A 24,924-nucleotide genomic window follows, 5' to 3' on the forward strand; every position below is an offset into this window, starting at 1 on the left:
CAGGACTTAGCGCAGCGCCTTGCGGCCCGGATACACCGCGCGCTCACCCAGGCTGTCTTCGATGCGCAGCAGCTGGTTGTACTTGGCAATGCGGTCTGAGCGGCTGGCCGACCCCGTCTTGATCTGGCCCGCGTTGGTCGCCACCGCCAGATCGGCGATGAAGTTGTCCTCGGACTCGCCGCTGCGGTGCGAGATCACGGTGCCGTAGTGGTGACGCTTGGCCAGCTCAATGGCGTCCATGCTCTCGGTCAGGCTGCCAATCTGGTTCACCTTCACCAGAATCGCGTTGCCCACCTTCGTATCAATGCCGCGCTGCAACCGCTCGGGGTTGGTCACGAACAGGTCGTCGCCCACCAACTGCACCCGGTCGCCAATCTTGGCGGTCAGGGCGGCCCAGCCGTCCCAGTCGTCTTCGGCCAGGCCGTCCTCGATGCTGACGATGGGGTAACGGCTGGCCCAGTCGGCCCAGAAGTCCACCATCTCGGCCGTCGAGAGCACGCGGCCCTCGCTTTCGAGGTGGTACTGGCCGTCCTTGTACAGCTCGGTCACAGCGGGGTCCAGGGCGATGGCGATGTCCTTGCCGGGCTCGTAGCCGGCCTTCTCAATGGCCTCCAGCAGCACGTCCAGCGCTTCCTCGTTGCTCTTCAGGTCGGGGGCAAAGCCGCCCTCGTCGCCCACGTTGGTGTTGTAGCCCTTGCTGGCCAGCACCTTTTTCAGGGTGTGGAAGGTTTCGGCGCCGTAGCGCAGCGCCTCGCGGAAGCTGGGCGCGCCTACAGGCATCACCATGAACTCCTGAAAGTCCACAGAGTTGTCGGCGTGCGCCCCACCGTTGATCAGGTTCATCATCGGCACGGGCAGGGTCTTGGCGTTGCTGCCGCCCAGGTAGCGGTACAGGGGAATATTCAGCTCGGCCGCCGCCGCGCGGGCCGTGGCGAGGCTGACGGCCAGGATGGCGTTGCCGCCCAGCTTGCCCTTGTTGGGGGTGCCGTCCACGGCCATCAGGGCGGCGTCAATGGCGGCCTGCTCGCTGGCGTCCAGGCCTACGATGGCCGGGCCCAGGGCTTCATTCACGTTGCCCACGGCCTGCTGCACGCCCTTGCCCAGGTAGCGGGCGCCGCCGTCGCGCAGTTCCAGCGCCTCGTGGGTGCCGGTGCTGGCGCCGCTGGGCACAATGGCGCGGCCAGAGAGACCGCTGTCGAGGTGAACTTCAGCTTCCACGGTGGGGTTGCCGCGCGAGTCCAGGACTTCACGGGCGAGCACTTTCTGAATCTTCATTCCTGTTTTCCTCCCCAAATTCACGGCCCTTCCGCCGGGCGAAAGGTGTACTTCAGACACTATAAGCGGGGGCGGGGCAGGGCGGGTGCACCCGGTCTAACGTCCGCAAGGCTCTGGCCCACGCCGCCCCGGAAAGGGCCCTTAAACGCGCAGCGTGACCATCACGGCCATATAGCCCCCGCCCCCGGCCGCGCGGAAGATCGCGGGGCTGGTGGAGCCGGAGAACAGCAACTCGGCTTCGCCTTCGATAGGGCCTAGGGCGTCCAGCACATGCCGGGCGTTGAAAGCGAGGCTCATGGCGGGTTCGGTACCGCCCTGCACCACATCCAGGGTGTCCTGGGCGCGGCCGTAATCGCCTTCGGCGGCCAGGCGCAGTTTGCCTTCAGAAACCAGGAATTCCACGCGGTTGTTGGCATTCTTGTCGGCCAGCACGGCCACGCGGTTCACGGCTTCCTTCAAGGCGGTGGCGGGCAGGGTGACCTGCAGCTTGATCTCCTTGGGAATCACGCGCTCGTAATCCGGGAAGTCGCCGTCCAGCAGCTTCAGGTTCATGCGCACGCGGTCGGTGGTCACGCTCAGCAGGCCCTCACCGTAGGTGAAACGGGCCTCGCCGTCCTTGAGGACCCGGATCAGTTCATCCACGCTGCGCGCCGGAATGATCAGGTTGCGGCCGTCGCCACTGGCCGGGAAGTCGCGGATGGCCACCCGGTAGCCGTCAGAGGCCACCACGCGCGCGCCCTCGGGGCGGTGCTCCAGCTTGATTCCCCGGAAGACCGCCTGAAAGGCCTCGTTGCTGGCGGCGTAGCGCACGCTGGCAAAGGCGCGGGCTAGTTCGCCGGAGTCCAGGCTCACGTCGGCCTGGGCCGGGAAGCTCAGGGGCGGGTAAGCGTCAATGTCGCCGGTCTGGAGCTTGAAGTCCGAGCCGCCCGAGCGCACCGACAGTTCCTGTCCGCTGAGTTCCAGTTCCACCAGTTCGCCGCCCAGGTTGCGCACGATCTGCGCGAACAGGTGGGCGGGCACCACGAAGTTCTGCGGCGCTTTGACCTCCGCAGGCACAAAGCACGAGAGGTCAATTTCGAGGTTGGTGCCGCTGAGGGTCAGACCGGCTTCGCTGGCCTCCACCTTCAGGGACGTGAGCAGGGGGTTGCTGCTGCGGCTGGGGATCACCCGCTCCAGCAGGCCCAGGCCTTCGCTCAGGATTTTCTTGGTGACGTGTACGTTCATGCCTTGCCTCACTGTCTGGTCCCTATCTTTTTCCTGTTTTTAAACTTAAAAAAGATAGTAGTAGTAGTAATAGGGCCTGTGGAAACTGTGGAAAAGTACCCTACGCGGGCGCCCAGCGCAGGTTTGCCCTGTGGACAAAAATGTGGATAACTGGCCCTTTCCTGTGGAAAACCTGTGGATAACTTTGGGGGTTATCCACACCCCTCCCAGGGGTCCGACTTTTCCACAAAGTTATCCACAGAAAAATCGGGGTTATCCACAGCTTATCCACAGGTTTTTCCACAGCTTGTGAAACTGTGCACACCGTTTTGGAACGCATTTTGGAACATATTCTGAATTCAGCAAAACGGCTATCTATCATTATGCTTCAGCCTCGTCGTCATCCAGGCCTTGCATCCGGCGGCGCAGGGTATCGACCGAGGCGGTCAGCTCGGCGTCCTTGCCCAGGGCCTCGGTGACCTTGCTGATGGCGTGCATGACGGTGGAGTGGTCCCGGCCGAAAAACTGGCCGATTTCGGGCAACGAGTGATCCGTCAGTTCGCGGATCAGGTACTGGGCCACCTGCCGGGCCGTGACCACCTCGCGCACGCGCCCGGCGCCGCGAATCACCTCGGCGGGCATGTTGTAGTGCGTGGCCACCTGCCGCAGCACGTCCATCATCTCCACCTTGACTTCCTGGGGTGCAAAGACGTTGCTCAGCGCCTTGGCCGCCACCGCCCGCGAGAAGGGCACATTGTTCAGGCTTGAAAAGGCCACCACCCGCATCAGCGCGCCTTCGAGTTCACGGATGTTGCTGGTGACTTGCCGGGCAATGAGCTCCAGCACCTCCTGCGGGATGTTGATGCGGTTGTGCTCGGCGTTCATCTTCAGAATCGCCACCCGCGTCTCGAATTCCGGGGACTGGATATCGGTGATCAGGCCCCACTCGAAGCGGCTGCGCAGGCGCCCTTCCAGGGTCTGGATGTCCTTGGGGGGGCGGTCGGAACTCAGGATGATCTGCTTGTGGTTCTCGTAGAGCGCATTGAAGGTGTGGAAGAACTCCTCCTGCGTGCGCTCCTTGCCGGCCAGGAACTGAATATCGTCCACCAGCAGCAGGTCCACCGAGCGGTAGCGGTTGCGAAACTGCGTCATCTTGTCGTCGCGGATGGCGTTGATCAGGTCATTCGTGAACGACTCAGTGGAGACATACTCAATGCGCTTGCCGGGAAAGCGCTCGGTCATGTAGTGGCCCACCGCGTGCATCAGGTGGGTTTTGCCTAGGCCCACATCCCCGTAGATAAAGAGGGGGTTGTATGCCTTGCCCGGCGACTCGGCCACCGCCAGGGCAGCGGCGTGTGCAAGGTTGTTGTTGGGCCCCACCACGAAGTTCTCGAAGGTGTATTTGGGATTGAGCACCTTGCGGTTTTCCGGCAGAGGCGGGGTGGGCGCGCGGCCTGCAGGTGCCGGTGGTGGCGGGCCCGGCGGCGGATCGGTGGGCAGCAGCAGGGCGTCTTGTGCGGCCGGCAGCACCTGAAAGGTCACCTGCGGATTCTGCGCGCCCAGCGAGCGCAGGGCGTCTTCGAGCAGTTCCAGGTAGTGCTTACGAAACCACTCCTGGGCGAACGAATTGCGCACGCCCAGCACCAGCGAGCCTTCCTGCACGCCCAGGTTCTTCACCGGCGCAAACCAGGTGTGGTATTCGACCTCTGAAATGTTCTTGCGGACGTACCCCAGCACGTCCGCCCAGATTTCCTGCGAGATAAGGCGCACCTCCCTTGCGGCACTCTTGATGCGCCGGCCAGCATAGCACCCGCGCTTTCGCTTCTCTCTGGAGAAAGGCTGGGAGGCTCAGTTCTCTCTTTCTCGGTGTTCGCGTAGGACTTCAGCTTCTCGCTCGGGGCTCAGGGCGTACTCCAGATGTGCCCCCGCACTCCAGGCCCGGGTGTCCTGGGCGGTGACTTCGGGCGGGGTCAGGGTCAGCCCGGCGGCCAAGGCCCGCTGGGCGCTGAGGTCCATCAGGCCGGCCTGGGGAGCGGTCTCGGGGATATACAGGGGCAGTTCGCGGAAGCCCAGCTCGGCCCGGTCCAGCGCGTCCTGGCCCAGCCACACCGGCTGGGTGATGCCCAGCACGCGGGCGAACTCCGCCCAGGTCAGGCGGGGCCCGGCGAGGTTGAACACGCCGCCAATGCCCTGCTCGATGACTTGCACGGTAAAGCGGGCCAGATCCCGTCCGTCAATCACCTGCACGTGGTCGGTGCCGTCGCCGGGCAGCAGGGTCTCCCCTCCCCTGCTCGCGCGGTCGGGCCAGTACGGGTAGCGGGCAGTGTGGTCGTAGGGCCCAGCCACGATCTGGGGACGCAGGATGGTGGCCCGCTCGCCGTAGGTGGCCTGCACGATCTGCTCGCAGGTGACCTTGAGGGGGCCGTAGGTTTCACCTGTGATTTCGGTCACGTCTTCGGCGGCAGGGGGCAGCAGCGGGTCGTCCTCGCGCACCGGGTGGCGGTCCGGCTCAGCGTAGACGCTGGCGGTGCTGATGAACACGTAGCGCTCCACCTGAGCCCGCAGCCCCTCGGCGCTGGCGCGCACCTGTCCAGGTGTATAGCCGCTGACATCCACACAGGCGGCCCAGGTGCGCCCGGCCAGAGCGGCCAACCCCGCCTCGCTGGCGTTCCGGTCACCGTGCAGGCGCTCCACCTCGGCGGGCAACTCGTCGGGGCTTTGCCCACGGGTGAGCACCGTGACCCGGTGCCCGGCCGCCAGCAACGCCAGCACGATATGCCGCCCCACAAACTTGGTGCCGCCCAGAACCAGAATGTCCATGTGGCTATCCTGTCACCTGAATGGCCCGGGGGTCGAGTGCAGTGGGTAAGTGGGCTCCCTAGCGCCGCACCCAGCGCCCACCCACCTCTTCGGTCAGGCCCAGCAGTTGGAGCAGCACCAGCGCCGTTTGCACCTCGGGGAGGGGCAGACCGGTGAGGGTCTGTAGATCGTCCAGCGTGCGCGGTTCGTGCAGCGCAGCCAGTACCCGGGCCTGTTCCGGGGGCAGGTCTGGCAGGGGGGCTGGCGGGGCGGCGCCCCAGCCCAGTTCGGTCAGGACATCGGCGGCGCTTTCGGTCAGCACGGCGCCGTCGCGCAGCAGCTGGTGGGGCCCAGCAGCGCGGGGATCACCCGCGCGGCCCGGCACGGCAAACACTGTGCGGCCACACTCCAACGCGTGCGTGGCGGTGATCAGCGAACCGGATCTGCGCTCGCCTTCTACCACCACCGTCCCGGCCGACAGCGCGGCAATCAGGCGGTTGCGTTCGGGAAAGAGGTGCTGCGCCGGGCGGGTGCCCAGCGGCGACTCGCTGACCAGGATCAGGCGCTCGGCCAGGGCCCGGTTCTCGCTGGGGTAAATCACATCTATTGCGCTGCCCAGCACCGCAATGCTGAGGCCCCCGGCCTCCACGGCCGCCCCATGTGCCGCCGTATCAATGCCCCGGGCCAATCCGCTGACCACCACCACGCCGGCCCGCGCCAGATCGGCGGCCAGCATGCGGGTAAACGCAGCGCCGTGGGGGCTGGCCGCGCGGGTGCCCACCATGCCGATGGCGCGCGGGACTTCGGGCAACTCGGGCAAGGTGCCGCGCACCCACAGCGCCGGGGGCGGATCACCCAGGGCATTGAGCGCCGCCGGGTAGCCCGGCAGGCCCCGGAACAGCAGGGTGACCCCTTCGGCCTGGGTGCGGGCCAGTTCGGTCTGGGCGCGGGTGTGGGCCTGCGCCTGGGCCCTGGCGTCCCCCAGCGCCGCCACGCTGCGGGTGTCCAGGCCCGGCACCTCGCGCAGGGCGCGGCCCGGGGCCTGCAGGGCCGCGACCGCGCTGCCGAAGTGCCGGCGCAGCCCCTCAATCCGGCGTGGGCCCAGCTGGGTGGTAAAGCGCAGGGTCAGCAGGGCCAACCGCTCATCGGTCAGGGGGGGCGGCGCGGCATCGAACAGGGTGGGGCCATTCACAGAGGGGCCAGTCACCGGGTCAGCATACGGGGCCCGGGGCGGCCCGGCAGGCGAAGTTGCCCGGGATGGGTCAGGGGGCGGCGGGAACGGGGTCTTCCTCGACTGGGTCCTCGTCCAGCGGCTCATCTTCCTCGTCGCCCAGCGCCGCGCCCGGGATGGTCAGGGTGAACAGCGCGCCGCCCTGGGCGTGGTTGGTGCCGCCCAGCTCGCCGCCGTGCAGCCGGGCAATCTGGCGGGCCACGCTGAGGCCCAGGCCGCTGCTGCCGGCGCCGCTCACGAAGGGCTCAAAGATGCGTTCGCCCAGGTCGTCGGGCAGGCCAGGGCCGCTGTCGTGGACAGTAAAGGTAACGCGCTCCGGAGTCTCCTGCAGGGTGAGGGTCACGGTGCCGGCGGGCCCCGCTGCGCGCCGGGCGTTGGCCAGCAGGTTGCGCAGCGCCTGGGTCAGCCGGTCCGGGTCGCACAGGATGCCGCCCTGCCAGTCGCCCAGGAACGTGGTGCCGGGCACCAGCCGGTCCAGGCGACCCTGCAGCGTGCGCGCCGGAATGTAGTGCCACGCCAGCTTCAGTTCCAGCTGGCCGCGCGCCAGTTGCATCAGGTCCTGGGTGGTGAAGGTCAGTTCGTCAGCCACCAGCGCGGCGCGGGCCACCTCGGCGTCGCCCGTGCGTTCCTCGGCCCGCTGCAGGCTGGCTTTCAGGACGGTCAGCGGCGCGCCCAGCTCATGAACAATCTGACCCAGCAGCTGCTTTTCGCGGGCCTGTCCAGCCTCAATGCGCACCAGCAGGCGGTTGATGGCCGCCAGCAGACGGTGAACCTCGTCCTCACGCCCGGGCAGCGGCAGGGTCTCCAGGCTGCGGGTGGGGTCAATGCGGTCGGCCAGACTGGCGGCACTTTCCAGCCCCGCCAGCGCGCGCCGCCCCACAAACCAGCCCGTCAGCAGCAGCACGGCGGGCGACACGATCAGGGCCAGCAGCAGCGCACTTAAGGCGCTCTGGCGGGCCGAGAGCAGGTCGTCTTCGGGCAGGCCCACCCACAGGGTGCCGAAGTTGCCCGCCTTGCGCTTGACCACGCGCACCGTGGTGTTCTGTACCGGCACGCGCGACAGGTCGCCAAAGGGATACGGCGCCTCAATGTATTCGCGCAGCGCCGAACTGGCGCTGGTCACTTGCCCATCGAAGCCAATCAGCATGGTGTAGGCGCTGGCACTGCCCGCCGCTCGGCCCAGACTGCCGGGGTCGGTAAAGGCCTGGGCCAGCGTGTCGGCGCGCTCGTTCAGGCGGTCCTGAAACTGCCGCTCCATGCGGCCCAGCAGGAGCGTGACCACCCCCAGGGTGATGAGGGTGATCAGGCCCAGGGCCAGCAGGCTATAGGTGAGGGCCAGCCGGAAGCGCAGGGAATGGCGCCACGCCACCCGCGCGGAGTGCAGCCCCGCGCCAGGCGTCAGCCGGGCCGCGCGGCGCCGCGCCTGGGCGCCGGGGTCCGGCCCGGCCGGTTGGGTCACGGCGTCACAGGCTAGGCCTGCAGCACATAGCCGACGTTGCGAATGGTGCGGATGCGCAGGTCACTGCCGGCGTGTTCCAGCTTCTTGCGTAGCTGCGAGATACGCACCTCCACCGAATTGCTGTTGGGGGTTTCCCAGCCGTACAGGTGCGACTCGATGTCCGCGCGAGAAAACACACGCTCCGGGGTACGCATCATCAGTTCGAGAATGCGCGCCTCGTGCTCGGTGAGGTTCACATGCTTGTCGCCCACCGTCAGCAGCAGCGAACTGGTGCTGAGGCTGGTGTTGCCCAGATTCACGCCGGTCCCGGCAGCCGTGCGCCGCAGCAGGGCTGTAATCCGGGCGTCCAGCTCGGGCATGGCAAAGGGCTTGGTGAGGTAATCGTCGGCGCCCGCGTTGAGGCCTGCCACCCGCTCCTGCACCCCACTGCGCGCCGAGAGCACCAGCACAGGCGTGCTGGAATACTGCCGCAGGGCCGCCACCAGATCCAGGCCGTCCCCGTCGGGCAGGTTGAGGTCCAGCAGGATCAGCTGCGCGGTGTGGGTGCCCAGCCACGCCTGGGCGTCTTTCAGGGTGGCGGCGTGGTGCACCTGATAGTCGCCCGAGAGGTATTCCTTGAGCAGCGGCCCCAGGTGCGGGTCGTCTTCAACAATGAGGATCTGAGCCAGCATGCGTCTCCTTCGGGGCCCACGTGCCAAGCAGCGACGCCCCTGGTGCTGTGATCGTAATGCCGCGTCTATGCGCCGGGCTTGAGCAAACCTGCGCGCTTCGTTGGGCTTTACTTGTTGGAATTCCCGGGGCCAGTGTTGCGCAGGCCCGGCAGGCTGAGCGACTGCCCGGCGCGCTGCAGGCCCACCGACAGCTTGAAGGGCGTCAGCAGCCGCGCCAGTGTGGCGCCGCCTTCCAGAATCAGCTGGCCGTCGTTCAAGGTGCCGGTGTAGCGGCTTTTCAGGCCCGCGAAGGTGCCCCGGGCGCGCTCATCGTCGCTGGGGGCGAACAGCACCACCACGGGGCCGTCGTAGTCGTCCACCAGCCGCACCGTCATGCGCCCGCCGCTGCTCTCGCCGCTGCCCAGTTTGATGTTCATCTCGCGGTCCCACACGATCAGCTGCAGCGCCCCGGCAGGCGCGGACAGGCTCAGGAGGGTCAGGAGGGCAAAGAGCAGTCTGGTCATGGTGTTCAGGGGACTCCGTATCTGGTCTGGGGGCGTGGGGAAAGGGCGGGAACAAGACCACGGCCGGGTGAGGCCGGGCTTATGACTACCCAGCGTACCCTGGGAGGCTGACGCGCGGCTGAAGTTCCCATCACAGTGCGGGGCTGAGGGTCAGGCTCCGCCGGGCGCGCGCTCAGAACGGTGACCTGCCCCAGTGTGTGGCCCGGTCACTCACAGCGCTCTGACGGGGGTCGGAGGGCTAAAACGGGGTTTTCCCGTACGGCGCTTTTCAGGGCGGCTTTTTCAAGACTCGTCTCCCTCTCCTCAACCGAAAAAAAGCCCGCCACACCGGACGGACTTTTCAGAGAAGGGCTCTTACATCGCTTCCAGCATCAGCCGGTCAGGGTTCTCCAGCAGGCGAATCACTTCCTTGCAGAAGCGCGCGGCCTCGGCGCCGTCCACGAGGCGGTGGTCAAAGGACAGCGAGAGGTACATCATGTGCGCCACCACGATCTCGTCGTACTCGTTCACGATGGGGCGCTTATGGATGGAGTGCACGCCCAGAATGGCGGCGTCGGGCACGTTGATGATGGGGAACGAGAACAGCGCGCCAATTGAGCCGATGTTCGTGACGCTGAAGGTGCTGCCCGCCAGTTCATCGGCCTGCAGCTTGCCCGCCTGGGCGCGGCCCGCCAAGTCGGTGACTTCGCGCGCCAGGTCAAAGACGCTCTTGTGGTTCACGTCCTTCAGCACCGGCACCGTGAGGCCGGCATCGGTGGCGACCGCCATGCCGATGTTGTAGTAGCGCTTCTGCACGATTTCCTGCGTGGCCTCGTCGAACGAGGTGTTCAGGCTGGGGAACTTGCGCAGGGCGACGGCCACCGCCTTGAAGATGAACGGCAGGTACGAGAGTTTCACGCCAGCGGCGGCGGCCTCGTCCTTGACGCGGCTGCGGAACTCCACCAGCTTGCTGAGGTTCACCTCGTCCACGGTGAGGGTGCGCACGGTGTACAGGTGGCTGGCCACCATCTGGTTACTGATCGCCCGGCGCATGCCGCGCAGGGGCACGCGCTCTTCCAGATGCTCGTAGCCCTTGGGCGTGCGGTATTGCACCGGGGGCACAGTCATGCCGCCGCCTGCGGCGCCCTTCTGGGCTGGGGTCTGGGGGGCAGCCTGCGGCGCGGCGGCGGGCTGGGCTGCTGGGGCGGCCTGGGCGCGCTGCCCATGTGCCAGCACGTCGGACACGCGAATGCGCCCGTTGGGGCCGCTGCCCTGCACCTGACTCAGATCCAGGCCCAGTTCGCGGGCCAGCTGCCGCGCGGCGGGGACGGCCAGCACCCGGCCGTCGGCGCGGCCAGTCGGGGCAGGCTCGCGGTTAAGGATGCTGCCCACGCCGCCCGTGTAGGTGCCCGGCGCGCCGCTGCCGGCCAGATTCTCGCCGGCCCGGTTGGTCAGGCCCTGCACCTGAATCTTCTCGTCCGAGGCGAATGCCTTGAACAGGCTGCTGGAATCGTCGTCGGCCTTGTTTGCCAGGTGCCCGGCTTCCACGATGCTGCCGCCCACCTGTTCGCGCTCTTCCTGGGCCTGCGGCGGCAGGGCGCTGCCGGGGGCGGCGGGGCTGCCCGCACTGTTCTGAATGCCCTGGGTGGGTGTGGGCGTGCTGGCCGCGCTGCCCCCCTCGTCAATCAGGGCAATGGCGGCGTGCACAGCCACTACATCGCCCTCGCCTGCCAGGCGCTTGTGCAGCACCCCGGCCACGGGGCTGGGCAGCTCCACCGTCACCTTGTCGGTCATCACTTCGCACAGGGGCTGTTCCAGGACAATGGTGTCGCCTTCCTGCACCAGCCATTTCAGGATTTCGCCCTCCACCACGCTTTCGGCAAGTTCGGGCAGCAGCACTTCTTTCATAGGAAACCTCGTTTTTGCGGGAAATTAGCGCAGCACCAGCGCGCGCAGCAGGCCGTAGATCAGCAGCAGCAGGCCCAGGCCCTGAATCCAGCGTTCGCCCCGGGCGTACACCCAGGCGCTGACCCCCAGCAGCACAAACATGCCGCCGATGGCCGCGCTCTGCCAGGGTTCAGCCAGCCGCCCGGCCAGGGCGTACAGGCCGAACCCAATCAGCAGGCCCAGGGTGCCCAGCAGCGGGCGCAGAAGATCAGGCTTCACAGCCCTCAGCTTAATAGTTCAGCGCCTGTACACAGGCGGCCACAATGCGGTTGGGGCCGGGCAGATACACCTTGTCCTGCACGTAGGGATAGGGCGTATCGAAGCCGGCCACCTGCCCCACGGGCGCGGTGAGCGAGTCGAAGGCCTGTTCCTGAATCACGTAAGCGACCTCGCCCATGAAGTTGGAAATCCGGGGCGCCTCGCTGACCAGCACGGCGCGGCCCGTCTTTTGCACGCTGGTCAGTACCCGGTCGCGGTCCCAGGGCACCAGCGAGCGCAGGTCAATGACCTCCACGCTGACCCCTTCGGCGGCCAGGGCGTCGGCGGCCTTTTCCAGGTCTGGCATCACGCCGCCGTAGCCGATCAGGGACAGGTCGTCGCCCTCACGGCGAATGGCGGCCTCGCCCAGTTTCACCACGTAGTCGTGGTCCGGCACCTCACCCTTGGCGGCGCGGTACAGGCGTTTGGGCTCGAAGTAGATCACCGGGTCCTCGCCGCGCAGCGCGGCCTTGAGCAGCCCCTTGGCGTCGTAGGGGGTGCTGGGCATGACCACTTTCAGGCCCGGAGTGTGGGTGTAATAGCTTTCGGGGCTCTGGCTGTGGTGGTGCCCGCCTTTCACGCCGCCGCCCGAAGGCGTGCGGATCACCATCGGCGCCGTGAACTGCCCCGCGCTGCGGTAGCGGATCTTGGCGGCCTGGGAAATGATCTGGTCAAAGCCGGGGCCCATGTAGTCGGCAAACTGAATCTCGGCAATGGGGCGCAGGCCGCGCACGGCCATGCCCACGGCGGCGCCCACGATGCTGGCCTCGCTCAGCGGCGTGTCGAACACGCGGTGCTTGCCGAAGCGCTCCTGCAAGCCGGCGGTCGCCATGAACACCCCGCCGCGTGCGCCCACATCTTCCCCGAACAGCACCACGCGGTTGTCGCGCTCCATCTCCTCGGCAATGGCTTCGGTGACGGCCTGAATGAGGTTGATGGTCCGCGTTCTCCCCACGGCGCCCTGCTCCTGACGGTCCTGTGTGGCGGTCATGCCGGCCCCCCGCTCTGCTCGGCGCGCAGGAAGGCCTCCTGCTGGCGCAGGTGGTCGGGCACGTCGGCGTACACGTCTTCAAAGATGATGCGCCAGTCGGGTTGCCCGGTGGCCTCGGCGCGCAGCACCTGCTCGTCCACCTCGCGGTGGGTGCGGGCGATGATCTCGGCGCGTTCCTCGGCGCTGACGGGGTGGCCCAACTTCTCCAGCAGTTTTTCCACGCGGCTGATGGGATCGCGGCCCAGCCACTCCTCCACTTCCTCGCGGGTGCGGTAGTGCTTTTCGGCGTCCGCGTCGGCGTTCGAGTGCGAGCCCACGCGGTAGGTGAGGCACTCGACCAGAGCGGGGCCCTGCCCGGCGCGCACCCCCTCGGCCACCGCCGTCATGACCTCCATGACCGCCACGATGTCGTTGCCGTCCACGTAGTAACCGGGCATGCCGTAGGCCTTGGCCTTGATGTGAATGGTCTCGCTGGCCGTCTGCTCGCGGATGGACGTGCTGATGGCCCACTGGTTGTTTTCGCACACGAATAGGGCTGGGGCCTGCGCAGCGCCCGCCATGTTCAGGCCCGCGTGCCAGTCGCCCTCGCTGGTGGCGCCGTCGCCAAACGTGCAAACCGTGATCTCGTCCACGCCCAGGTACTTCTGCGCCATCGCGTTGCCGGCTGCAGGCGGCACCTGCGAGGCAATAGAGCTGGAGATGGACACGAAGTTCTGCGCCTGCGCGGCGAAGTGGTGCGGCATCTGGCGGCCCCGGCACGTGTCGGAATTCGTGCCCAGGCACTGGCTGATCAGCTCAAACATGGGCACGCCCATGGCCAGTCCCAGCGTGTGGTCGCGGTAGTACGGCCACACCCAGTCGTGCCCCACGCGAATGGAGCGTGCCAGCCCCACCTGGGTGGCTTCCATGCCGCTGGACTGGGCGTAAAAGGTGGTGCGGCCCTGGCGCAGCAGGGTAATCAGCTTGCGGTCGAACTCGCGGGCCTGAAGCATCAGGCCATGCAGTTCGCGCAGCAGCTCCGGCGTAAACCGCGCCGGCAGCGGCTGCACGGGGGTCCCGTCTTCCGCAACGTAGCGGATGGGTTCCGGCGTGAAGGGTTGAATCATGACCTGGGGCCTCCTGGCGTCGGGGCGGGCGCCGGGGTTGCCCTGGCCCCACCCAAACGGAAATCTGTCTAGCAAACGCTCGTTAGGTATTTTAGACCCTTTGACCGTGAGGGGAGGAAGAGCCCCGGGAAATTGGCAGGGGGCTGCCTAGAAACTGGGGTTGGCCGGCACGGTTTCTGTCCGTGTAGAGGGGACGAGGAGGGTAGGGGGTGGGACTGTGAGTGTGGAGCGGCTGCGGCGCCTTAGAGGAATTCTTTGTGGAAGCTGCAATCCTCAGCCTGACCGAAAGTGGGCTGCAACGTTGCAGCAGCACCTGGCGCCATGCGCCCTGCATGTTTCAATCCTCAGCCCGCCTAAAAGCAGGCTGCAACATCGTGCTCGTCAAGCTGCCTACAGGGAACGTCAGTTTCAATCCTCAGCCCGCCTAAAAGCAGGCTGCAACAGGCGTGCGTTCCAAATGCATCCAGATCATAAGCTGCAGGCCACAAAACGCGAACCCCTTCATAGCGGCAACTTTTCAGGGACTGGTACGTGGAGGTTCAGCAGTACCTGCGAGCGTGCCAGTGACCTTTTTCATCCAGTGCGAACCGCCTAACTTCCTTGTCATCACCTAGGGTTCGCGCTCCAGCTTCAATGCACGAAAAAGACCAGATCAGCGGGGACATGGGGCGGGATGGGTCTCCCCTCCCCTACCGGCGCCAACCCTTCGGCCAGGGCGTGGGCCTGCGCCAGATACTCGGCATACGGCACCGGCCCACTGCCCTGTGCCGGGCGCTCTGCCCCAAACAGGTCCAGTGGCGCCGTGTCGGCCGGGTGGTGCCACGCGCCTGTGGTCCAGTCAAAATCGTAGAGCGGCACGAAGCGTTCGCCGTATTCGGCCACGAATTCCAGGGCCGAAAGCAGAAAGTCCACCTCTTCATCGGTGGCCCAGGGCGCCAGATTCAGGCGGGTCCAGCCGGGCTTGACTCCATCCACATGGTCCAGCACGCACTGCAGATACCGTTCGCTGGTCTGGTCGTCCACGCTCAGCAGGGCGTGGCCGTAGGGGCCAGCACAGGCGCAGCCGCCCCGCGCCTGAATGCCAAAAAGGTCATTGAGCAGCCGCACCACCAGCCGGGGATGCAGCTGCCGCCCGTCCGAGGTCAGGGTGAGGAAGGACAGGAAGGCCAGGCGGGGGGCGTCCAGATTGCCCAGCAGTCGCAGGCGCGGATTGAGGCGCAGCCGGTCCAGAGCACGGCTGAACAGCTCGTGTTCGCGCGCGGTCATCGCCGCAGGGCCCAGGGCCGCTTTCACCTGAAAAGCCAGCGCAGTCCGAATCTTGCCCAGGATGGCCGGGGTGCCGGCGTCTTCTCGCGCCTCAATATCGTCAATGTAGACCTGCCGGGTGCGGTTCACGAAGCTGACCGTGCCGCCGCCCGCCGTGCTGGGCACCGTCAGGCGGTACAGTTCCTGCCGGAAACACAGCAGGCCCGGGGTGCCGGGGCCGCCCACGAACTTGTGCGGGCTGAGGAACACCGCGTCATAGCCGTCGGGCTGGCCGGGCTTCATGTCGATGGTCACGTAGGGCGCGCTGGCGGCAAAGTCAAAAAAGGCATAGGCCCCGTGCGCGTGCAGAATGCGGGCCACCGTGCGGGTGTCGGTGAGCAGACCCGTGACATTGCTGGCGGCACTGAACGAACCGATCTTGGGGCGCCCGGCGTAGCGGGGGTCTTTCAGGGCCCGCACCAGGGCGTCCAGGTCCAGGTTCCCGCGTTCGCACAGCGGCAATTCCACCACCTCAGCCAGGGTTTCGCGCCAGCTGATCTCGTTGCTGTGGTGTTCGTAGGGGCCCACGAACACCACCGGGCGGTCGCGCTCTGGCAATGCCGCCAGCAGGGTCTGGCGGTGGTGGGCGCCCACGGCGATGCCCAGGATGTCCTGCATCCGCCGCACCGCTGCCGTGCTGCCAGAGCCGCAGAACACCACCTTGCAGCTGGCATCGCCGCCCAGTTGCGCGCGGATGTACTCGGTGGCCTGGTGGGTCAGGTGGGTGCAGTGGGCGCCCGTGGCGCTGTCTTCGGTGTGGGTGTTGGCGTACAGCGGCAGCGCCAGCGTCGCCACCCAGTCCTCCACGCTGCGCAGTGCCCGACCCGAGGCCACATAGTCGGCGTAGGTCACGCGCCGCGTCCCAAACGGCGTGCGGATCACGGTGTCTCCCCCGATCAGGTCGGCGCGCAGCGTGGCAAAGTCCATGCCCCATGGTAGGAGCCCGGCAGGCCCCCCCACAATGCCCCTGATCAGCGAAGCGGATCACCCTGCGCCGCGCCGGGGCCCGGTACACTGCGGCCCTGATGAGCGGCTGGAATGTACTGGTGATCGGTGGGGGCCACGCGGGCCTGGAAGCGGCGTGGGCAGCCGCCAAGTTTGCCCGTGTGGCGCTGCTGATTGGCAATCCGGCCACGGTGGGCCGCATGCCCTGTAACCCGGCGGTGGGTGGCCCCGGCAAAAGCCAGCTGGTCTTTGAGGTGCAGGCGATGGGCGGCCTGATGGGCCGGCTGGCCGACGACACCGCCATTCACACCCGGGTGCTGAATGCCAGCAAGGGCCCGGCCGTACAGTCGCTGCGGGTGCAGAACGAGCGCGACGCCTATGCCGAGCGCGCCCAGGACGTGATCTTCGGTCACCCCAATATCGAGATCGTGCGCGGTGAGGCCGCCGACCTGGAAAGCGACGGACGCGGCGGCTGGCTGGTTGTGACCACTGATGGCCGCCGGCTGGGCGCGCGCTCGGTGGTGGTCGCGGCCGGCACCTTTATGCGCGGAGTGACGTGGTACGGCCGCCAGTCCCGGCCCGAGGGGCGCCAGGGCGAGCCACCCTCGCGCTTCCTGTCGGCGCCGCTGGCGCGCGCGGGGCATGTGCTCAAGCGCTACAAGACCGGCACCCCGCCCCGGGTGCGGGCCGACGCGGTGGACTTCGCCGCCCTGCTGGAAATTCCGGCCGACCCTCAGCCACGCGGCTTTACCGGCACCCCCGGCCCCCGCGCCGCTGAGTCCCCCACCTGGCAGACCCATACCACGCCCGAAACCCACCGTCTGATTCAGGAGAACCTGCACGAATCGCCCATGTTCGCCGGGGACATCGAGGGCCTGGGCCCGCGCTACTGCCCCAGCATTGAGGACAAGGTGGTGCGCTTTGCCCACCATGACCGCCACCTGCTGTTCGTGGAACCCGACGGTGTCCAGACCAGCGAGGTGTACCTGCAAGGGTTCAGCTCCTCGCTGCCGCCGCACCTGCAAGACGCCCTGGTGCGCACCCTGCCCGGTTTTGAGCGCGCGGTGATTCAGCGCTACGCCTACGCCGTGGAATACGACGTGGTGGATTCGCAGGAACTGACGCTAAACCTGGAGTCCAAGCTGCTGCCGGGGGTGTTTACGGCCGGGCAGATCAACGGCACCAGTGGCTACGAGGAAGCGGCGGCGCAGGGGCTGGTGGCCGGGACAGCGGCAGCCCGGCGCGCCTTGGGCGAAGCGGAGCAGTTTATCGGCCGCGAAACGGGCTATATCGGTGTGCTGTTGGACGAGCTGGTGTTCAAAGGCAGCAATGAGCCCTACCGCATGATGACCAGCCGGGTCGAGCACCGCCTGCTGGTACGCCAGGACAATGCCGACGAACGCATGACCCCACTGGGCCACACCCTGGGGCTGGTGGATGACGCGGCCCTGGCCCAGGTGCAGGCCAAATACGCTCGGGTACAGACGGGTGTGGCGGCCCTGGAGGGTCAGCGTGTGCAGGGCCAGACTGGCGACGCGTGGCTGCGCCGCCCCGAGTTCTCGCTGGCAGATGTGGAGGCCCTAGGCGTCACCTTGCCTGAGCTTTCGGGCGCTGAGCGGGAAGCGGTGGAGATCCGGGTGAAGTATGCCGGCTACATCCGCCGGGCCCAGCAGCAACTGCGTGCCGAGGACCGTTCGCGTGACCTGAGCCTGGACGGCGTGGATTTCTCGGCAGTGGCCGCGCTGTCGAACGAGGCCCGCGAGAAACTGGGCCGGGCCCAGCCGCGCACGGTGGAGCAGGCCAGCCGCATCTCGGGGGTGCGCCACGCGGACATCAGCGCCCTGCTGGTGCACCTGAAGGGGCAGGCTGTTTCACGGGAAACTTGACCGTGAAACAAGAGGGGGAGAAGGGGAAAGCCGGGGCTGAGGCTCCGGCGCTTTCTTGACGGGTTCACTGCTTCACGGGAAACTTGACGGTGAAACAAGGAGGCGGCTCGATTGAACACATTTGAACAGGGCCTGCTGGTGGGCGTGCTGATCGGCGAGGGACACTTTGGTGGCGACGGCAAGCAGCCGCACATCACCCTGCGCATGCACACCCGGCACCAACGGCTCTTTGAAACGCTGCTGCGGCTGTGCCCCGGCTCCAAGCTGTATGGGCCGTATGCCCACGGGGGCCGGCAGTATTTTCAGTGGATGGCACGCGGACAGGTGCTGCGCGAAACGCTGCTGCCACTGCTGGATAGTCTGCCGCTGGAGATGCTGGATGAACACGTATACGAGAGGTATCAGGACATGAAAACGAGGTACGGCTTATGACCCCGGAAGGCGAGGCGTTGCTGCGCCAGGGGGCCGCCGAACTGGAGCTGGACGTTGAGGCCCAGGTTCCGGCCTTCGCGCAGCTGATGGCGCTGCTGCAGGACGCGAACAGCAAGGTCAACCTGACCGCCCTGAAGACGGAACCCGACATCGTGCTCAAGCATTTCGTGGATTCGCTGAGCTGCCTGCGTGGTGGGTACCTGGACGGCGCCGGACAGGTGCTGGACCTGGGCACCGGTGCAGGCTTTCCCGCGCTGCCGCTGGCGATTCTGCGGTCAGACACCACGTTTATCCCACTGGACTCCATTCGCAAGAAGATTGATTTCGTGCGTGCTGCCGCCCAGGCCCTGGGCCTGAACAACGTGCACCCACAGGTGGGCCGCGCCGAGACCCTGGGCCGCGACCCCGCGCACCGCGAAGTTTATGACCGGGTGGTGTGCCGCGCGGTGGCCGCCCTGCCGGTGCTGGCGGAACTGGCGCTGCCTCTTCTGAAACCCGGGGGCCTGCTGGTGGCGCAGAAAGGCCCCATCACCGAAGAAGAGCTGCAGGCCGGGCGCCGTGCGGCGGGCGAACTGGGCGGGCGGGTCACCGGGGTGGACGCTTTTACCCTGCCGGTGCTGGGCGACGCCCGGACCCTGATCGTGGTGGAGAAGGTGAGCCGCACACCGAAGAAGTACCCACGCCGTGAGGGCGTGCCGGCTGCGCAGCCGCTATTCTGGGCGGCACGGTGAACAGGATGCAGATGGTCAAAAGCGTGCGGGGCCCGGCATGAAGGTCCTGGGCATCGTGAATCAGAAGGGGGGGGTGGGCAAGACCACCACCGCCGTGAACCTTGGGGCTTACCTGGCGGCGGGCGGCAAGCGCGTGCTGCTGCTGGACATGGACCCCCAGGGCAACGCCACCAGCGGTCTGGGCGAGCGCGGAGCCACCCAGGGCCTGTACGAGGCGCTGGGCGAACCGGCGCGCGCCGGGGACTTTACCCGTGAAACGGCGCAGAAGGGCCTCTACCTGCTGCCCGCCACCCCGGATCTGGCCGGTGCTGGCGTGGAACTGGCCGAGGACCCCGACGCCCTGGCGCGGCTGCTGGCCTCGATCCAGGGCTACGACGTGGTCCTGATTGACGCACCGCCCAGCCTGGGGCCGCTGACCGTGAACGTGCTGGCCGCCGCCGACGCCCTGCTGATCCCCCTGCAGGCCGAGTACTACGCGCTGGAAGGGCTGGCTGGCCTGATGGAGACAGTGGAGCGGGTGCAGGGCGGCCTGAACCCCCGCCTGAAGGTGCTGGGCGTGGTGCTCACCATGTTCGACGGCCGGACCAACCTCTCGCAGGAGGTGGAAAGTATGGTGCGGGCCCACTTTGGCGAACTGGTGTTCTGGTCCGTGGTGCCGCGCAACGTGCGCCTGTCAGAAGCGCCCAGTTTTGCCAAGCCCATCAACGCCTTTGCGCCGCTGTCGTCCGGGGCGGCGGCCTACAAGCGTCTCAGTGAGGAGGTGATGCAGCGTGTCGAAAAAATCTAGCCTGGGCCGTGGCCTGGATGCGCTGCTGGGCAAGCCCGCCGAGGCCGGGAAAGCCGAGGGCCCGCAGGTGCAGACGCTGGCCCTGGACCGGATTGTGCAGGCGGCCTACCAGCCCCGGCAGGTGTTCGCCCCTGAGGCCCTGGCCGAACTGGCCCAGAGCATCCGCGAAAAGGGGGTGCTGCAGCCGCTGCTGGTGCGCCCCCGCGCCGAGCACTTCGAGATTGTGGCCGGTGAACGCCGCTGGCGCGCCAGTCAGCTGGCTGGCCTGAGCGAAGTGCCGGTGATCATCCGTGACCTGGGAGACCGCGAGGCGCTGGAAATCGCCATTGTGGAAAACCTGCAGCGCGAGGACCTGGGCCCGCTGGAAGAGGCGCGTGCCTACCAGGCCCTGCAGGAGCAGGGTCTGAACCAGGAAGGCGTGGCCCAGGCGGTGGGCAAAAGCCGCTCGGCGGTGGCCAATGCCCTGCGCCTGCTAACCTTGCCGGACGCCGCCCTGCGCGCGCTGGACGCCGGACAGATCAGTGCCGGACACGCCCGCGCCATCCTGGCCCAGCCCGAAGGCGACCGCGCCTGGGCGCTGGCGCAGATCACCGAGCGCAGCCTCAGCGTGCGCGAGGCCGAGGCCCTCACACGCGAGAAGCGCGCTGGCAGCGAACCCATCAAGGTGAACCCGCCGCGCGCCTTCCGGCAGCTGGAACTGGACCTCAGCCGCCGCACCGGTACCCGCGTGCGCATCACGGGCGAAGACAAAGGCCGCGTGGAGCTGAACTACGGCTCACGCGAGGAACTCGACCGGATTCTGAACCTGCTGGGCTACGCCGAGGAATAAGGGAAAAAGGACGAGGGGGCGATGCCGGTACTGGCTCGCCCCCTCGCCCTTCTGCATTACCGCGTGCCGACCAGGAAAATATTCGGCCAGGGACGGTAGGTGCTTTTCAGGGTGTCCTGCTTGAACACCTTGCCGTCGCGCAGGAATTTGCGCGTGACCTCAATCACGGCGCCCGGCGCGGCCCAGTCCACCTGCTTGCGCTGCCCGGCACCCAGGCTGGCGTCGCGGATGATGCGGTCCGGGGGCGGCGGCGTGGTGCTGAGGGTGCGCGGGGCGTCAATCTGAACCGTGAAGTCGCGTGCCTTGCCGAAGACACTGATGCTTAAGCGGGCTTCTTCGTCGTTCCACTCGCTCTGGAACCACAGTGCGCCGCCCGAGTCATTGGCAAATTTCAGGTCCTGGCTTGGCTGGTAGATGGTGGCGTCCAGCCCCTGGGGGTCGTAGTAGCGCACCTGATAGGAGTGGTTGCGGCGTTCCACGATGGGCAGGCCCGCGCTGTACAGCGTGCGGAAAACGGTGGTGCTGACCTGACAAATCCCGCCGCCGATGCCATTGGCTGTGCGTTCGCCGGAGATCACCAGCCCCGTGACAAAGCCCGCTTTCAGATTGATGGGGCCCACCATCTGGTTAAAGGACACCGTCTTGCCTTCAAACAGCACATCCTGAAAGCGCCGGGCGCCCACGTGGATGTTCGTGACCCGGGCGTCGCTGGAGCCGTAATAGTTCGTCTCGCCAGTGCCCAGGTGGGCGGTGATGCCGCGCGACAGGAAATAGCTCAGGGTGCGTTTCGGCGCGGTCTGGGCGCCCAGCGCCACGTTCACCTTCACGCCCTTGGGGTCTTTCAGGGCGGTGAGCAGGTTGGCGCGCGTCTTGTCCAGGTTCACGCTCAGGCCGTTGCGCTGCACCACCGCCCAGCCGTTCCACAGCTCCTCGAAGCGGGCGTCCCTGGGTGTGGTGGGCAGGGCCTTCAAAAAGGTCTGCAGGTCCGCTTCCAGGCTCTCGGTGATCACGCCGCGCTGGCGCAGCGCCGCCACACGCTTACCGGGAATGGTAAGGGTGCGTGTGAAAGGCACCGTGGTCTTCTTGCCGTCCACCAGCGCGGGCCACGCGGCATTCACGGTGATCAGCAGCGGCGCGGTGATTTTGGCGGCGGGTGGCGTGACAGGCGGCGTGGCCGGGGCTGGCACTGGCGTTTCTGGTGGCGCTGGCACCGGCTCGGTACTGGGGGGCACTGGGGTGGGCGGCTCGGTGGGCGTGGCCGGGGGCGCCGGGGCCGGCTCGCTGGGGGGCACCGGGGCAGGCGGCACCGCCGGAATCGCAGGGACCGTTTGCGCGGGGGGTGGGGGAGAGGCCGTCTGGGCTGTGGCGCTGGGCCCGGCCGCCAGCAGCAGGGCGCTCAGCACGCAGGTGTGCCGAAAGGGGCTGAACATGGCGCGAGTATTTCACGCCCCCCGCCAGGGCCGATGAAGGCGAACCTTCACGCACAGGGGAGAGGTGGGGGCAGCAGGGCGCACGCATAAGCGCCCCAGACCCAGGGGCCCGGAGCGGCAAATAAGGTTTGGGCCGGCCGCGCGGCTTAGCCCAGCGCCAGCGGTTGCGCGGCTGCCAGTTGCCGCTCGATCTCGGCCACAGCGGCTACGGCATGATGCCGGCCGTTCTCGATAAACACCTGATTTGTTTTGCCCGCAAAGCCTGCACTGCCCACCACGAATAGTCCCGGCACGCTGCTCTGGTAGTGCTCGTCCAGCACCAGGCATTCGTCGGGGTGCTGGGCCAGCCCCAGGTCGGCCAGGAACGACAGGTCCGGGCGGTAGCCGGTCAGGGCGAAGGTGAAGTGGGTGGGCAGGTTCCAGGTGGTGCCGTCTTCCCGCTGCACGACCACATGTTCCGGGTGAATCTCCACGACCTGCGAGTTGAAGTGCGCGGCGATGCTGCCTTCCTTGATGCGGTTTTCCAGGTCCGGGCGCACCCAGTACTTGATGGTGGATTTCAGTTCCGGGGCGCGCACGATCATGGTGACATTCACGCCGCTGCGCCACAGGTCCAGAGCGGCGTCGGCGGCGCTGTTGCCCGCGCCAATCACCGTCACGTTCAGGCCCATGAACGGGTGGGCCTCGGTGTAGTAGTGGCTGACATTTTCGGAGTCCTCGCCGGGAATGCCCATGACATGCGGGTTGTCGTAGTACCCGGTGGCCACCACCACCCGCCGCGCTTCCACCACGCCGGGCGTGCCGTCGCGCTTTTCCACTTCCAGCGTGAACCCCGCCGGCGCAGCGTGCACCCGCGTGACCTCGGTGTACTGTTCCACGTTCAGGGCCTCGCGCTGCGCCACCAGCCGGTAGTACATCAGGGCGTCGCGGCGGTCGGGCTTGTCGTGGCCAGTCACCATGGGGTGATTGCCAATTTCCAGCTCGGGAGCGGTGGTAAAAAAGGTCATGTAGGTGGGGTACTCGAAAATGGCGTTTACCACGCAGCCCTTTTCCAGCACCACGTAACTCAGGCCCGCGCGCTTGCAGGCGATGGCGGCGGCCAGCCCCACCGGCCCCGCCCCAACAATGGCAACATCCACCAGACTCATGCCCGGCATTGTGCCAGCCCGGGCCGCTTCAGGATTGCGGGCGAGGCACGGTGGGCGCCAGCGGGCGCCGCAGGGTCTGGAACGTGAGGTCGTAGGGGTTGCGCTCGTCGGCGGGCCGCACGGTCTCCTGCTGCACCTGCCAGCCGCCCGGCAGCTCCGGGAAAAAGGTATCGCCGTCCAGATCGGCGTGCACCAGGGTCAGCTCAATCCGGGTCAGCTGCGGCAGGTACAGGCGGTAAATCTCTTCTCCACCAATGATGGCCACGCGGGGTGCGTCCCCGGCCGCCGCCAGGGCGTCTTCGGGGGTGTGCACCACCATGGCCCCGGGCGCCGCCAGCGCGCGGTTGCGCGTGAGGACGATGTTGGCCCGTCCGGGCAGCGCGCGGCCCCCCAGCGAATCCCAGACCTTGCGGCCCATGACATTCGGCACGCCCAGACTGTGCCGCCGGAAATGCGCCAGATCGGCGGGCAGGCGCCAGGGCAGGGTGCCATCCCGGCCGATCACCCGCGCTGGCGTCATGGCCACAATGGCAAAGAGTTCAGGCGCCATCGGTGCTCCCCCGGCACTCCACCTGGATGCCCGCCGCGCGCAGAATGGCCTCGCCGCTGGGCAGCCCGGCATCTACACGCAGCGTCTCACGGTAGTTCGTTTCGTACAGTACCCGGCTGATTCGGCGGGCATTCACGATTAAGCGGGCACAGGCGGCACAGGGTTCGTGGGTGACGTAGAGGGTATGGCCCTCGCCGTTCCAGTTGGCGGCCAGCAGGGCATTGACCTCGGCGTGAATGAACCCACTGCCCCCTTGGACCAGGCTCTCGCGCTCGTTGGGTTCGCCTGCCGCGCGCCCGTTGTAGCCCACGCCCACCAGCCGGTGGTGCCGGTCCAGAATGCAGGCGCCCACCTGGACCTTGGTGTCCGCGCTGCGGGTGGCCCACAGCCGGGCGGTGGCGAGGCCCAGATCGTCGAAACTGGGGCGTTTCACACCGCCACCGGGGCCTTGATGGCGGGCGAAAAATTCTGTGGAGCTGCTCGGTGGTCGATACTGGTCAACTTTTTCCTCGCTCTGTGTGGTTCAACTTTCCCATACGCTTTACGGTCTCGGCCTACCGTGGGCCGCAAGATGGGGCGCCGTCAAGACGCTGACTGCTCTGCCTGGCCCTGCGGGGCGGTTGCAGCGTAGGAGTAGGCGTACTTCGGGGATTTAATGCGGTAAATCACCAGAGCAGACGAAATACCCAGGTGCCGAGCCGCGTCCCTGACCAAGGGGTACTGGAGGCCGTCTGCCACAACGGCCCGAACGTTCGTTGGTTGGCGGCCACGTCGGCCTGCTGCCAGCTTGTCCTTGGTGGCCTGACTGTGACTTTTGCCGTAGAAAGGGTTCTTCTGCCCAAGCCGTGCTGAGGCGATCTTGGAGAGCTTCGCTCGCGTTGTGGCAGAACGCTTGAGCCCGAAGCTGGGATGCTCCGCGCCGCGCTTGACCGTGCGCCGTGTGGTTTCGGACATCTGCTGCCGCGCCGCTTCTGTATGTCGGCGGCCATACATCCCGTTCTGTTCTCCGGCCCAGCTATACAGGCGCACCCGTTCCTGGAGGGTGAGGCTGGCCATGCGGCGCCGTGCCCCTCCGTTTCGGCGGGCAATGATCTGCTCACGCTCAGGATGCTGCGAGAGCAGATCGCCGCCACTTGAGAAGCGGCTCACGTTGTACAGCCGCTCGTCACCACTTTGCAGCCGCTCGGTTTCAAGTTGAATTGCTGCTTCAAGATCACATTCGGCCACCTCGACAAAGTCGAATGCCTCCTCGCCATATTTGGTCCAGGCGCGCTGGAGATAGAGACAGTGGTGGCGTCCATGTCGGAGTTCGTAGCGGTGCCGATTGAAACGCGTCCGAAAGCACTCTGCCCGCCCAACGTAGTACTTGCCGTTCACTGTGTTTCGAATCTCGTAGATTCCACCACTCATGGGACTCCAAGATACAGGACCTATATTCCCCTGACGCAGACTGAAGAAT

General features: G+C 67.0%; 23 protein-coding genes. 5 read left to right on the forward strand and 18 right to left on the reverse strand.

Translation table 11 applies throughout. From position 1 onward, the window contains the following. Positions 1-6: 6 nt before the first annotated feature. The 13 genes from eno to KMW22_RS10955 all read right to left on the reverse strand — a co-directional run bounded on the left by eno (position 7) and on the right by KMW22_RS10955 (position 15,654). Positions 7-1,275 (reverse strand): phosphopyruvate hydratase, encoded by a 1,269-nt coding sequence (gene eno / locus KMW22_RS10895; protein WP_221090077.1) that lies wholly within the window; start codon positions 1,273-1,275, stop codon positions 7-9. Positions 1,276-1,416: 141 nt separating this feature from the next. After that, positions 1,417-2,499 (reverse strand): DNA polymerase III subunit beta, encoded by a 1,083-nt coding sequence (gene dnaN, locus KMW22_RS10900; RefSeq protein ID WP_221090078.1) that lies wholly within the window; start codon positions 2,497-2,499, stop codon positions 1,417-1,419. A gap of 360 nt (positions 2,500-2,859) precedes the next feature. Next, on the reverse strand, positions 2,860-4,239 hold the full coding sequence (dnaA, locus tag KMW22_RS10905; protein WP_221090191.1) for a chromosomal replication initiator protein DnaA: 1,380 nt from the start codon (positions 4,237-4,239) through the stop codon (positions 2,860-2,862). An 87-nt stretch (positions 4,240-4,326) separates the two neighbouring features. Then, the gene (locus KMW22_RS10910; protein WP_221090079.1) at positions 4,327-5,298 is read right to left on the reverse strand and encodes an NAD-dependent epimerase/dehydratase family protein; all 972 of its coding nucleotides are present in this window, start codon (positions 5,296-5,298) and stop codon (positions 4,327-4,329) included. Between the two features lie 58 nt (positions 5,299-5,356). Continuing rightward, positions 5,357-6,484 carry a DNA-processing protein DprA gene (gene dprA / locus KMW22_RS10915; protein ID WP_407928442.1) on the reverse strand — a complete coding sequence of 376 codons (1,128 nt, stop codon included), beginning with the start codon at positions 6,482-6,484 and terminating at the stop codon, positions 5,357-5,359. A 55-nt stretch (positions 6,485-6,539) separates the two neighbouring features. Beyond that, positions 6,540-7,910 (reverse strand): sensor histidine kinase, encoded by a 1,371-nt coding sequence (locus KMW22_RS10920; protein WP_221090192.1) that lies wholly within the window; start codon positions 7,908-7,910, stop codon positions 6,540-6,542. A 68-nt stretch (positions 7,911-7,978) separates the two neighbouring features. Further along, positions 7,979-8,638: a response regulator transcription factor gene (locus KMW22_RS10925; RefSeq protein ID WP_221090081.1), complete on the reverse strand. Its 660-nt coding sequence runs from the start codon at positions 8,636-8,638 to the stop codon at positions 7,979-7,981. A gap of 107 nt (positions 8,639-8,745) precedes the next feature. Beyond that, on the reverse strand, positions 8,746-9,141 hold the full coding sequence (locus KMW22_RS10930) for a hypothetical protein (RefSeq protein ID WP_221090082.1): 396 nt from the start codon (positions 9,139-9,141) through the stop codon (positions 8,746-8,748). A gap of 354 nt (positions 9,142-9,495) precedes the next feature. Then, positions 9,496-11,028: a dihydrolipoamide acetyltransferase family protein gene (locus KMW22_RS10935; protein WP_221090083.1), complete on the reverse strand. Its 1,533-nt coding sequence runs from the start codon at positions 11,026-11,028 to the stop codon at positions 9,496-9,498. 24 nt (positions 11,029-11,052) lie between these two features. Continuing rightward, positions 11,053-11,286, reverse strand: coding sequence for a hypothetical protein (locus tag KMW22_RS10940; RefSeq protein ID WP_221090084.1), 234 nt, complete (start codon positions 11,284-11,286; stop codon positions 11,053-11,055). Between the two features lie 10 nt (positions 11,287-11,296). Further along, positions 11,297-12,316 carry an alpha-ketoacid dehydrogenase subunit beta gene (locus KMW22_RS10945; protein ID WP_221090085.1) on the reverse strand — a complete coding sequence of 340 codons (1,020 nt, stop codon included), beginning with the start codon at positions 12,314-12,316 and terminating at the stop codon, positions 11,297-11,299. Further along, positions 12,313-13,422 (reverse strand): thiamine pyrophosphate-dependent dehydrogenase E1 component subunit alpha, encoded by a 1,110-nt coding sequence (locus KMW22_RS10950; protein ID WP_221090086.1) that lies wholly within the window; start codon positions 13,420-13,422, stop codon positions 12,313-12,315. Before KMW22_RS10950 ends, KMW22_RS10945 begins: the two co-directional genes overlap by 4 nt. Positions 13,423-14,052: 630 nt before the next feature. Beyond that, complete coding sequence (locus KMW22_RS10955; RefSeq protein ID WP_221090087.1) at positions 14,053-15,654, reverse strand: aminotransferase class V-fold PLP-dependent enzyme; 1,602 nt, start codon at positions 15,652-15,654, stop codon at positions 14,053-14,055. Positions 15,655-15,752: 98 nt separating this feature from the next. On the opposite strand from KMW22_RS10955, the gene mnmG reads away from it, so the two are divergent. The 5 genes from mnmG to KMW22_RS10980 all read left to right on the forward strand — a co-directional run bounded on the left by mnmG (position 15,753) and on the right by KMW22_RS10980 (position 20,337). Then, positions 15,753-17,558, forward strand: a complete 1,806-nt coding sequence (mnmG, locus tag KMW22_RS10960) for a tRNA uridine-5-carboxymethylaminomethyl(34) synthesis enzyme MnmG (protein ID WP_221090088.1) — start codon at positions 15,753-15,755, stop codon at positions 17,556-17,558. Positions 17,559-17,669: 111 nt separating this feature from the next. Further along, complete coding sequence (locus KMW22_RS10965) at positions 17,670-17,990, forward strand: hypothetical protein (RefSeq protein ID WP_221090089.1); 321 nt, start codon at positions 17,670-17,672, stop codon at positions 17,988-17,990. Next, complete coding sequence (gene rsmG / locus KMW22_RS10970) at positions 17,987-18,721, forward strand: 16S rRNA (guanine(527)-N(7))-methyltransferase RsmG (protein ID WP_221090090.1); 735 nt, start codon at positions 17,987-17,989, stop codon at positions 18,719-18,721. The genes KMW22_RS10965 and rsmG overlap by 4 nt, the downstream gene beginning before the upstream one ends. Before the next feature lie 37 nt (positions 18,722-18,758). Next, the gene (locus KMW22_RS10975; protein WP_221090091.1) at positions 18,759-19,508 is read left to right on the forward strand and encodes a ParA family protein; all 750 of its coding nucleotides are present in this window, start codon (positions 18,759-18,761) and stop codon (positions 19,506-19,508) included. Next, positions 19,492-20,337 (forward strand): ParB/RepB/Spo0J family partition protein, encoded by an 846-nt coding sequence (locus KMW22_RS10980; RefSeq protein WP_221090092.1) that lies wholly within the window; start codon positions 19,492-19,494, stop codon positions 20,335-20,337. Before KMW22_RS10975 ends, KMW22_RS10980 begins: the two co-directional genes overlap by 17 nt. A 56-nt stretch (positions 20,338-20,393) precedes the next feature. Here KMW22_RS10980 and KMW22_RS10985 read toward each other — a convergent pair whose 3' ends face one another. The 5 genes from KMW22_RS10985 to KMW22_RS11005 all read right to left on the reverse strand — a co-directional run bounded on the left by KMW22_RS10985 (position 20,394) and on the right by KMW22_RS11005 (position 24,875). Continuing rightward, entirely contained in the window at positions 20,394-21,767 is a 1,374-nt protein-coding gene (locus tag KMW22_RS10985; protein WP_221090093.1) for a VanW family protein, read from the reverse strand. A gap of 146 nt (positions 21,768-21,913) precedes the next feature. Then, on the reverse strand, positions 21,914-22,915 hold the full coding sequence (locus KMW22_RS10990) for a YpdA family putative bacillithiol disulfide reductase (RefSeq protein ID WP_221090094.1): 1,002 nt from the start codon (positions 22,913-22,915) through the stop codon (positions 21,914-21,916). A gap of 28 nt (positions 22,916-22,943) precedes the next feature. After that, positions 22,944-23,465: a dihydrofolate reductase gene (locus KMW22_RS10995; protein WP_221090095.1), complete on the reverse strand. Its 522-nt coding sequence runs from the start codon at positions 23,463-23,465 to the stop codon at positions 22,944-22,946. Then, complete coding sequence (locus KMW22_RS11000; RefSeq protein WP_221090096.1) at positions 23,455-23,898, reverse strand: deaminase; 444 nt, start codon at positions 23,896-23,898, stop codon at positions 23,455-23,457. The genes KMW22_RS10995 and KMW22_RS11000 overlap by 11 nt, the downstream gene beginning before the upstream one ends. A 149-nt stretch (positions 23,899-24,047) precedes the next feature. Continuing rightward, a complete protein-coding gene (locus KMW22_RS11005; protein WP_221090097.1) occupies positions 24,048-24,875 on the reverse strand; it encodes an NUMOD3 domain-containing DNA-binding protein in 828 nt (275 codons plus the stop codon). Positions 24,876-24,924 lie beyond the last annotated feature (49 nt).

It is taken from the genome of Deinococcus aquaedulcis, assembly GCF_019693445.1.
Classification (GTDB): domain Bacteria; phylum Deinococcota; class Deinococci; order Deinococcales; family Deinococcaceae; genus Deinococcus; species Deinococcus aquaedulcis.

Excerpts from the sequence above, each read along its gene's own strand:
- eno (WP_221090077.1), bottom strand. The coding sequence starts at position 1,275 with ATGAAGATTCAGAAAGTGCTCGCCCGTGAAGTCCTGGACTCGCGCGGC.
- dnaN (WP_221090078.1), bottom strand. The coding sequence starts at position 2,499 with ATGAACGTACACGTCACCAAGAAAATCCTGAGCGAAGGCCTGGGCCTG.
- KMW22_RS10910 (WP_221090079.1), bottom strand. The coding sequence starts at position 5,298 with ATGGACATTCTGGTTCTGGGCGGCACCAAGTTTGTGGGGCGGCATATC.
- KMW22_RS10925 (WP_221090081.1), bottom strand. The coding sequence starts at position 8,638 with ATGCTGGCTCAGATCCTCATTGTTGAAGACGACCCGCACCTGGGGCCG.
- KMW22_RS10930 (WP_221090082.1), bottom strand. The coding sequence starts at position 9,141 with ATGACCAGACTGCTCTTTGCCCTCCTGACCCTCCTGAGCCTGTCCGCG.
- KMW22_RS10935 (WP_221090083.1), bottom strand. The coding sequence starts at position 11,028 with ATGAAAGAAGTGCTGCTGCCCGAACTTGCCGAAAGCGTGGTGGAGGGC.
- KMW22_RS10945 (WP_221090085.1), bottom strand. The coding sequence starts at position 12,316 with ATGACCGCCACACAGGACCGTCAGGAGCAGGGCGCCGTGGGGAGAACG.
- KMW22_RS10950 (WP_221090086.1), bottom strand. The coding sequence starts at position 13,422 with ATGATTCAACCCTTCACGCCGGAACCCATCCGCTACGTTGCGGAAGAC.
- KMW22_RS10955 (WP_221090087.1), bottom strand. The coding sequence starts at position 15,654 with ATGGACTTTGCCACGCTGCGCGCCGACCTGATCGGGGGAGACACCGTG.
- mnmG (WP_221090088.1), top strand. The coding sequence starts at position 15,753 with ATGAGCGGCTGGAATGTACTGGTGATCGGTGGGGGCCACGCGGGCCTG.
- rsmG (WP_221090090.1), top strand. The coding sequence starts at position 17,987 with ATGACCCCGGAAGGCGAGGCGTTGCTGCGCCAGGGGGCCGCCGAACTG.
- KMW22_RS10975 (WP_221090091.1), top strand. The coding sequence starts at position 18,759 with ATGAAGGTCCTGGGCATCGTGAATCAGAAGGGGGGGGTGGGCAAGACC.
- KMW22_RS10985 (WP_221090093.1), bottom strand. The coding sequence starts at position 21,767 with ATGTTCAGCCCCTTTCGGCACACCTGCGTGCTGAGCGCCCTGCTGCTG.
- KMW22_RS10990 (WP_221090094.1), bottom strand. The coding sequence starts at position 22,915 with ATGAGTCTGGTGGATGTTGCCATTGTTGGGGCGGGGCCGGTGGGGCTG.
- KMW22_RS10995 (WP_221090095.1), bottom strand. The coding sequence starts at position 23,465 with ATGGCGCCTGAACTCTTTGCCATTGTGGCCATGACGCCAGCGCGGGTG.
- KMW22_RS11005 (WP_221090097.1), bottom strand. The coding sequence starts at position 24,875 with ATGAGTGGTGGAATCTACGAGATTCGAAACACAGTGAACGGCAAGTAC.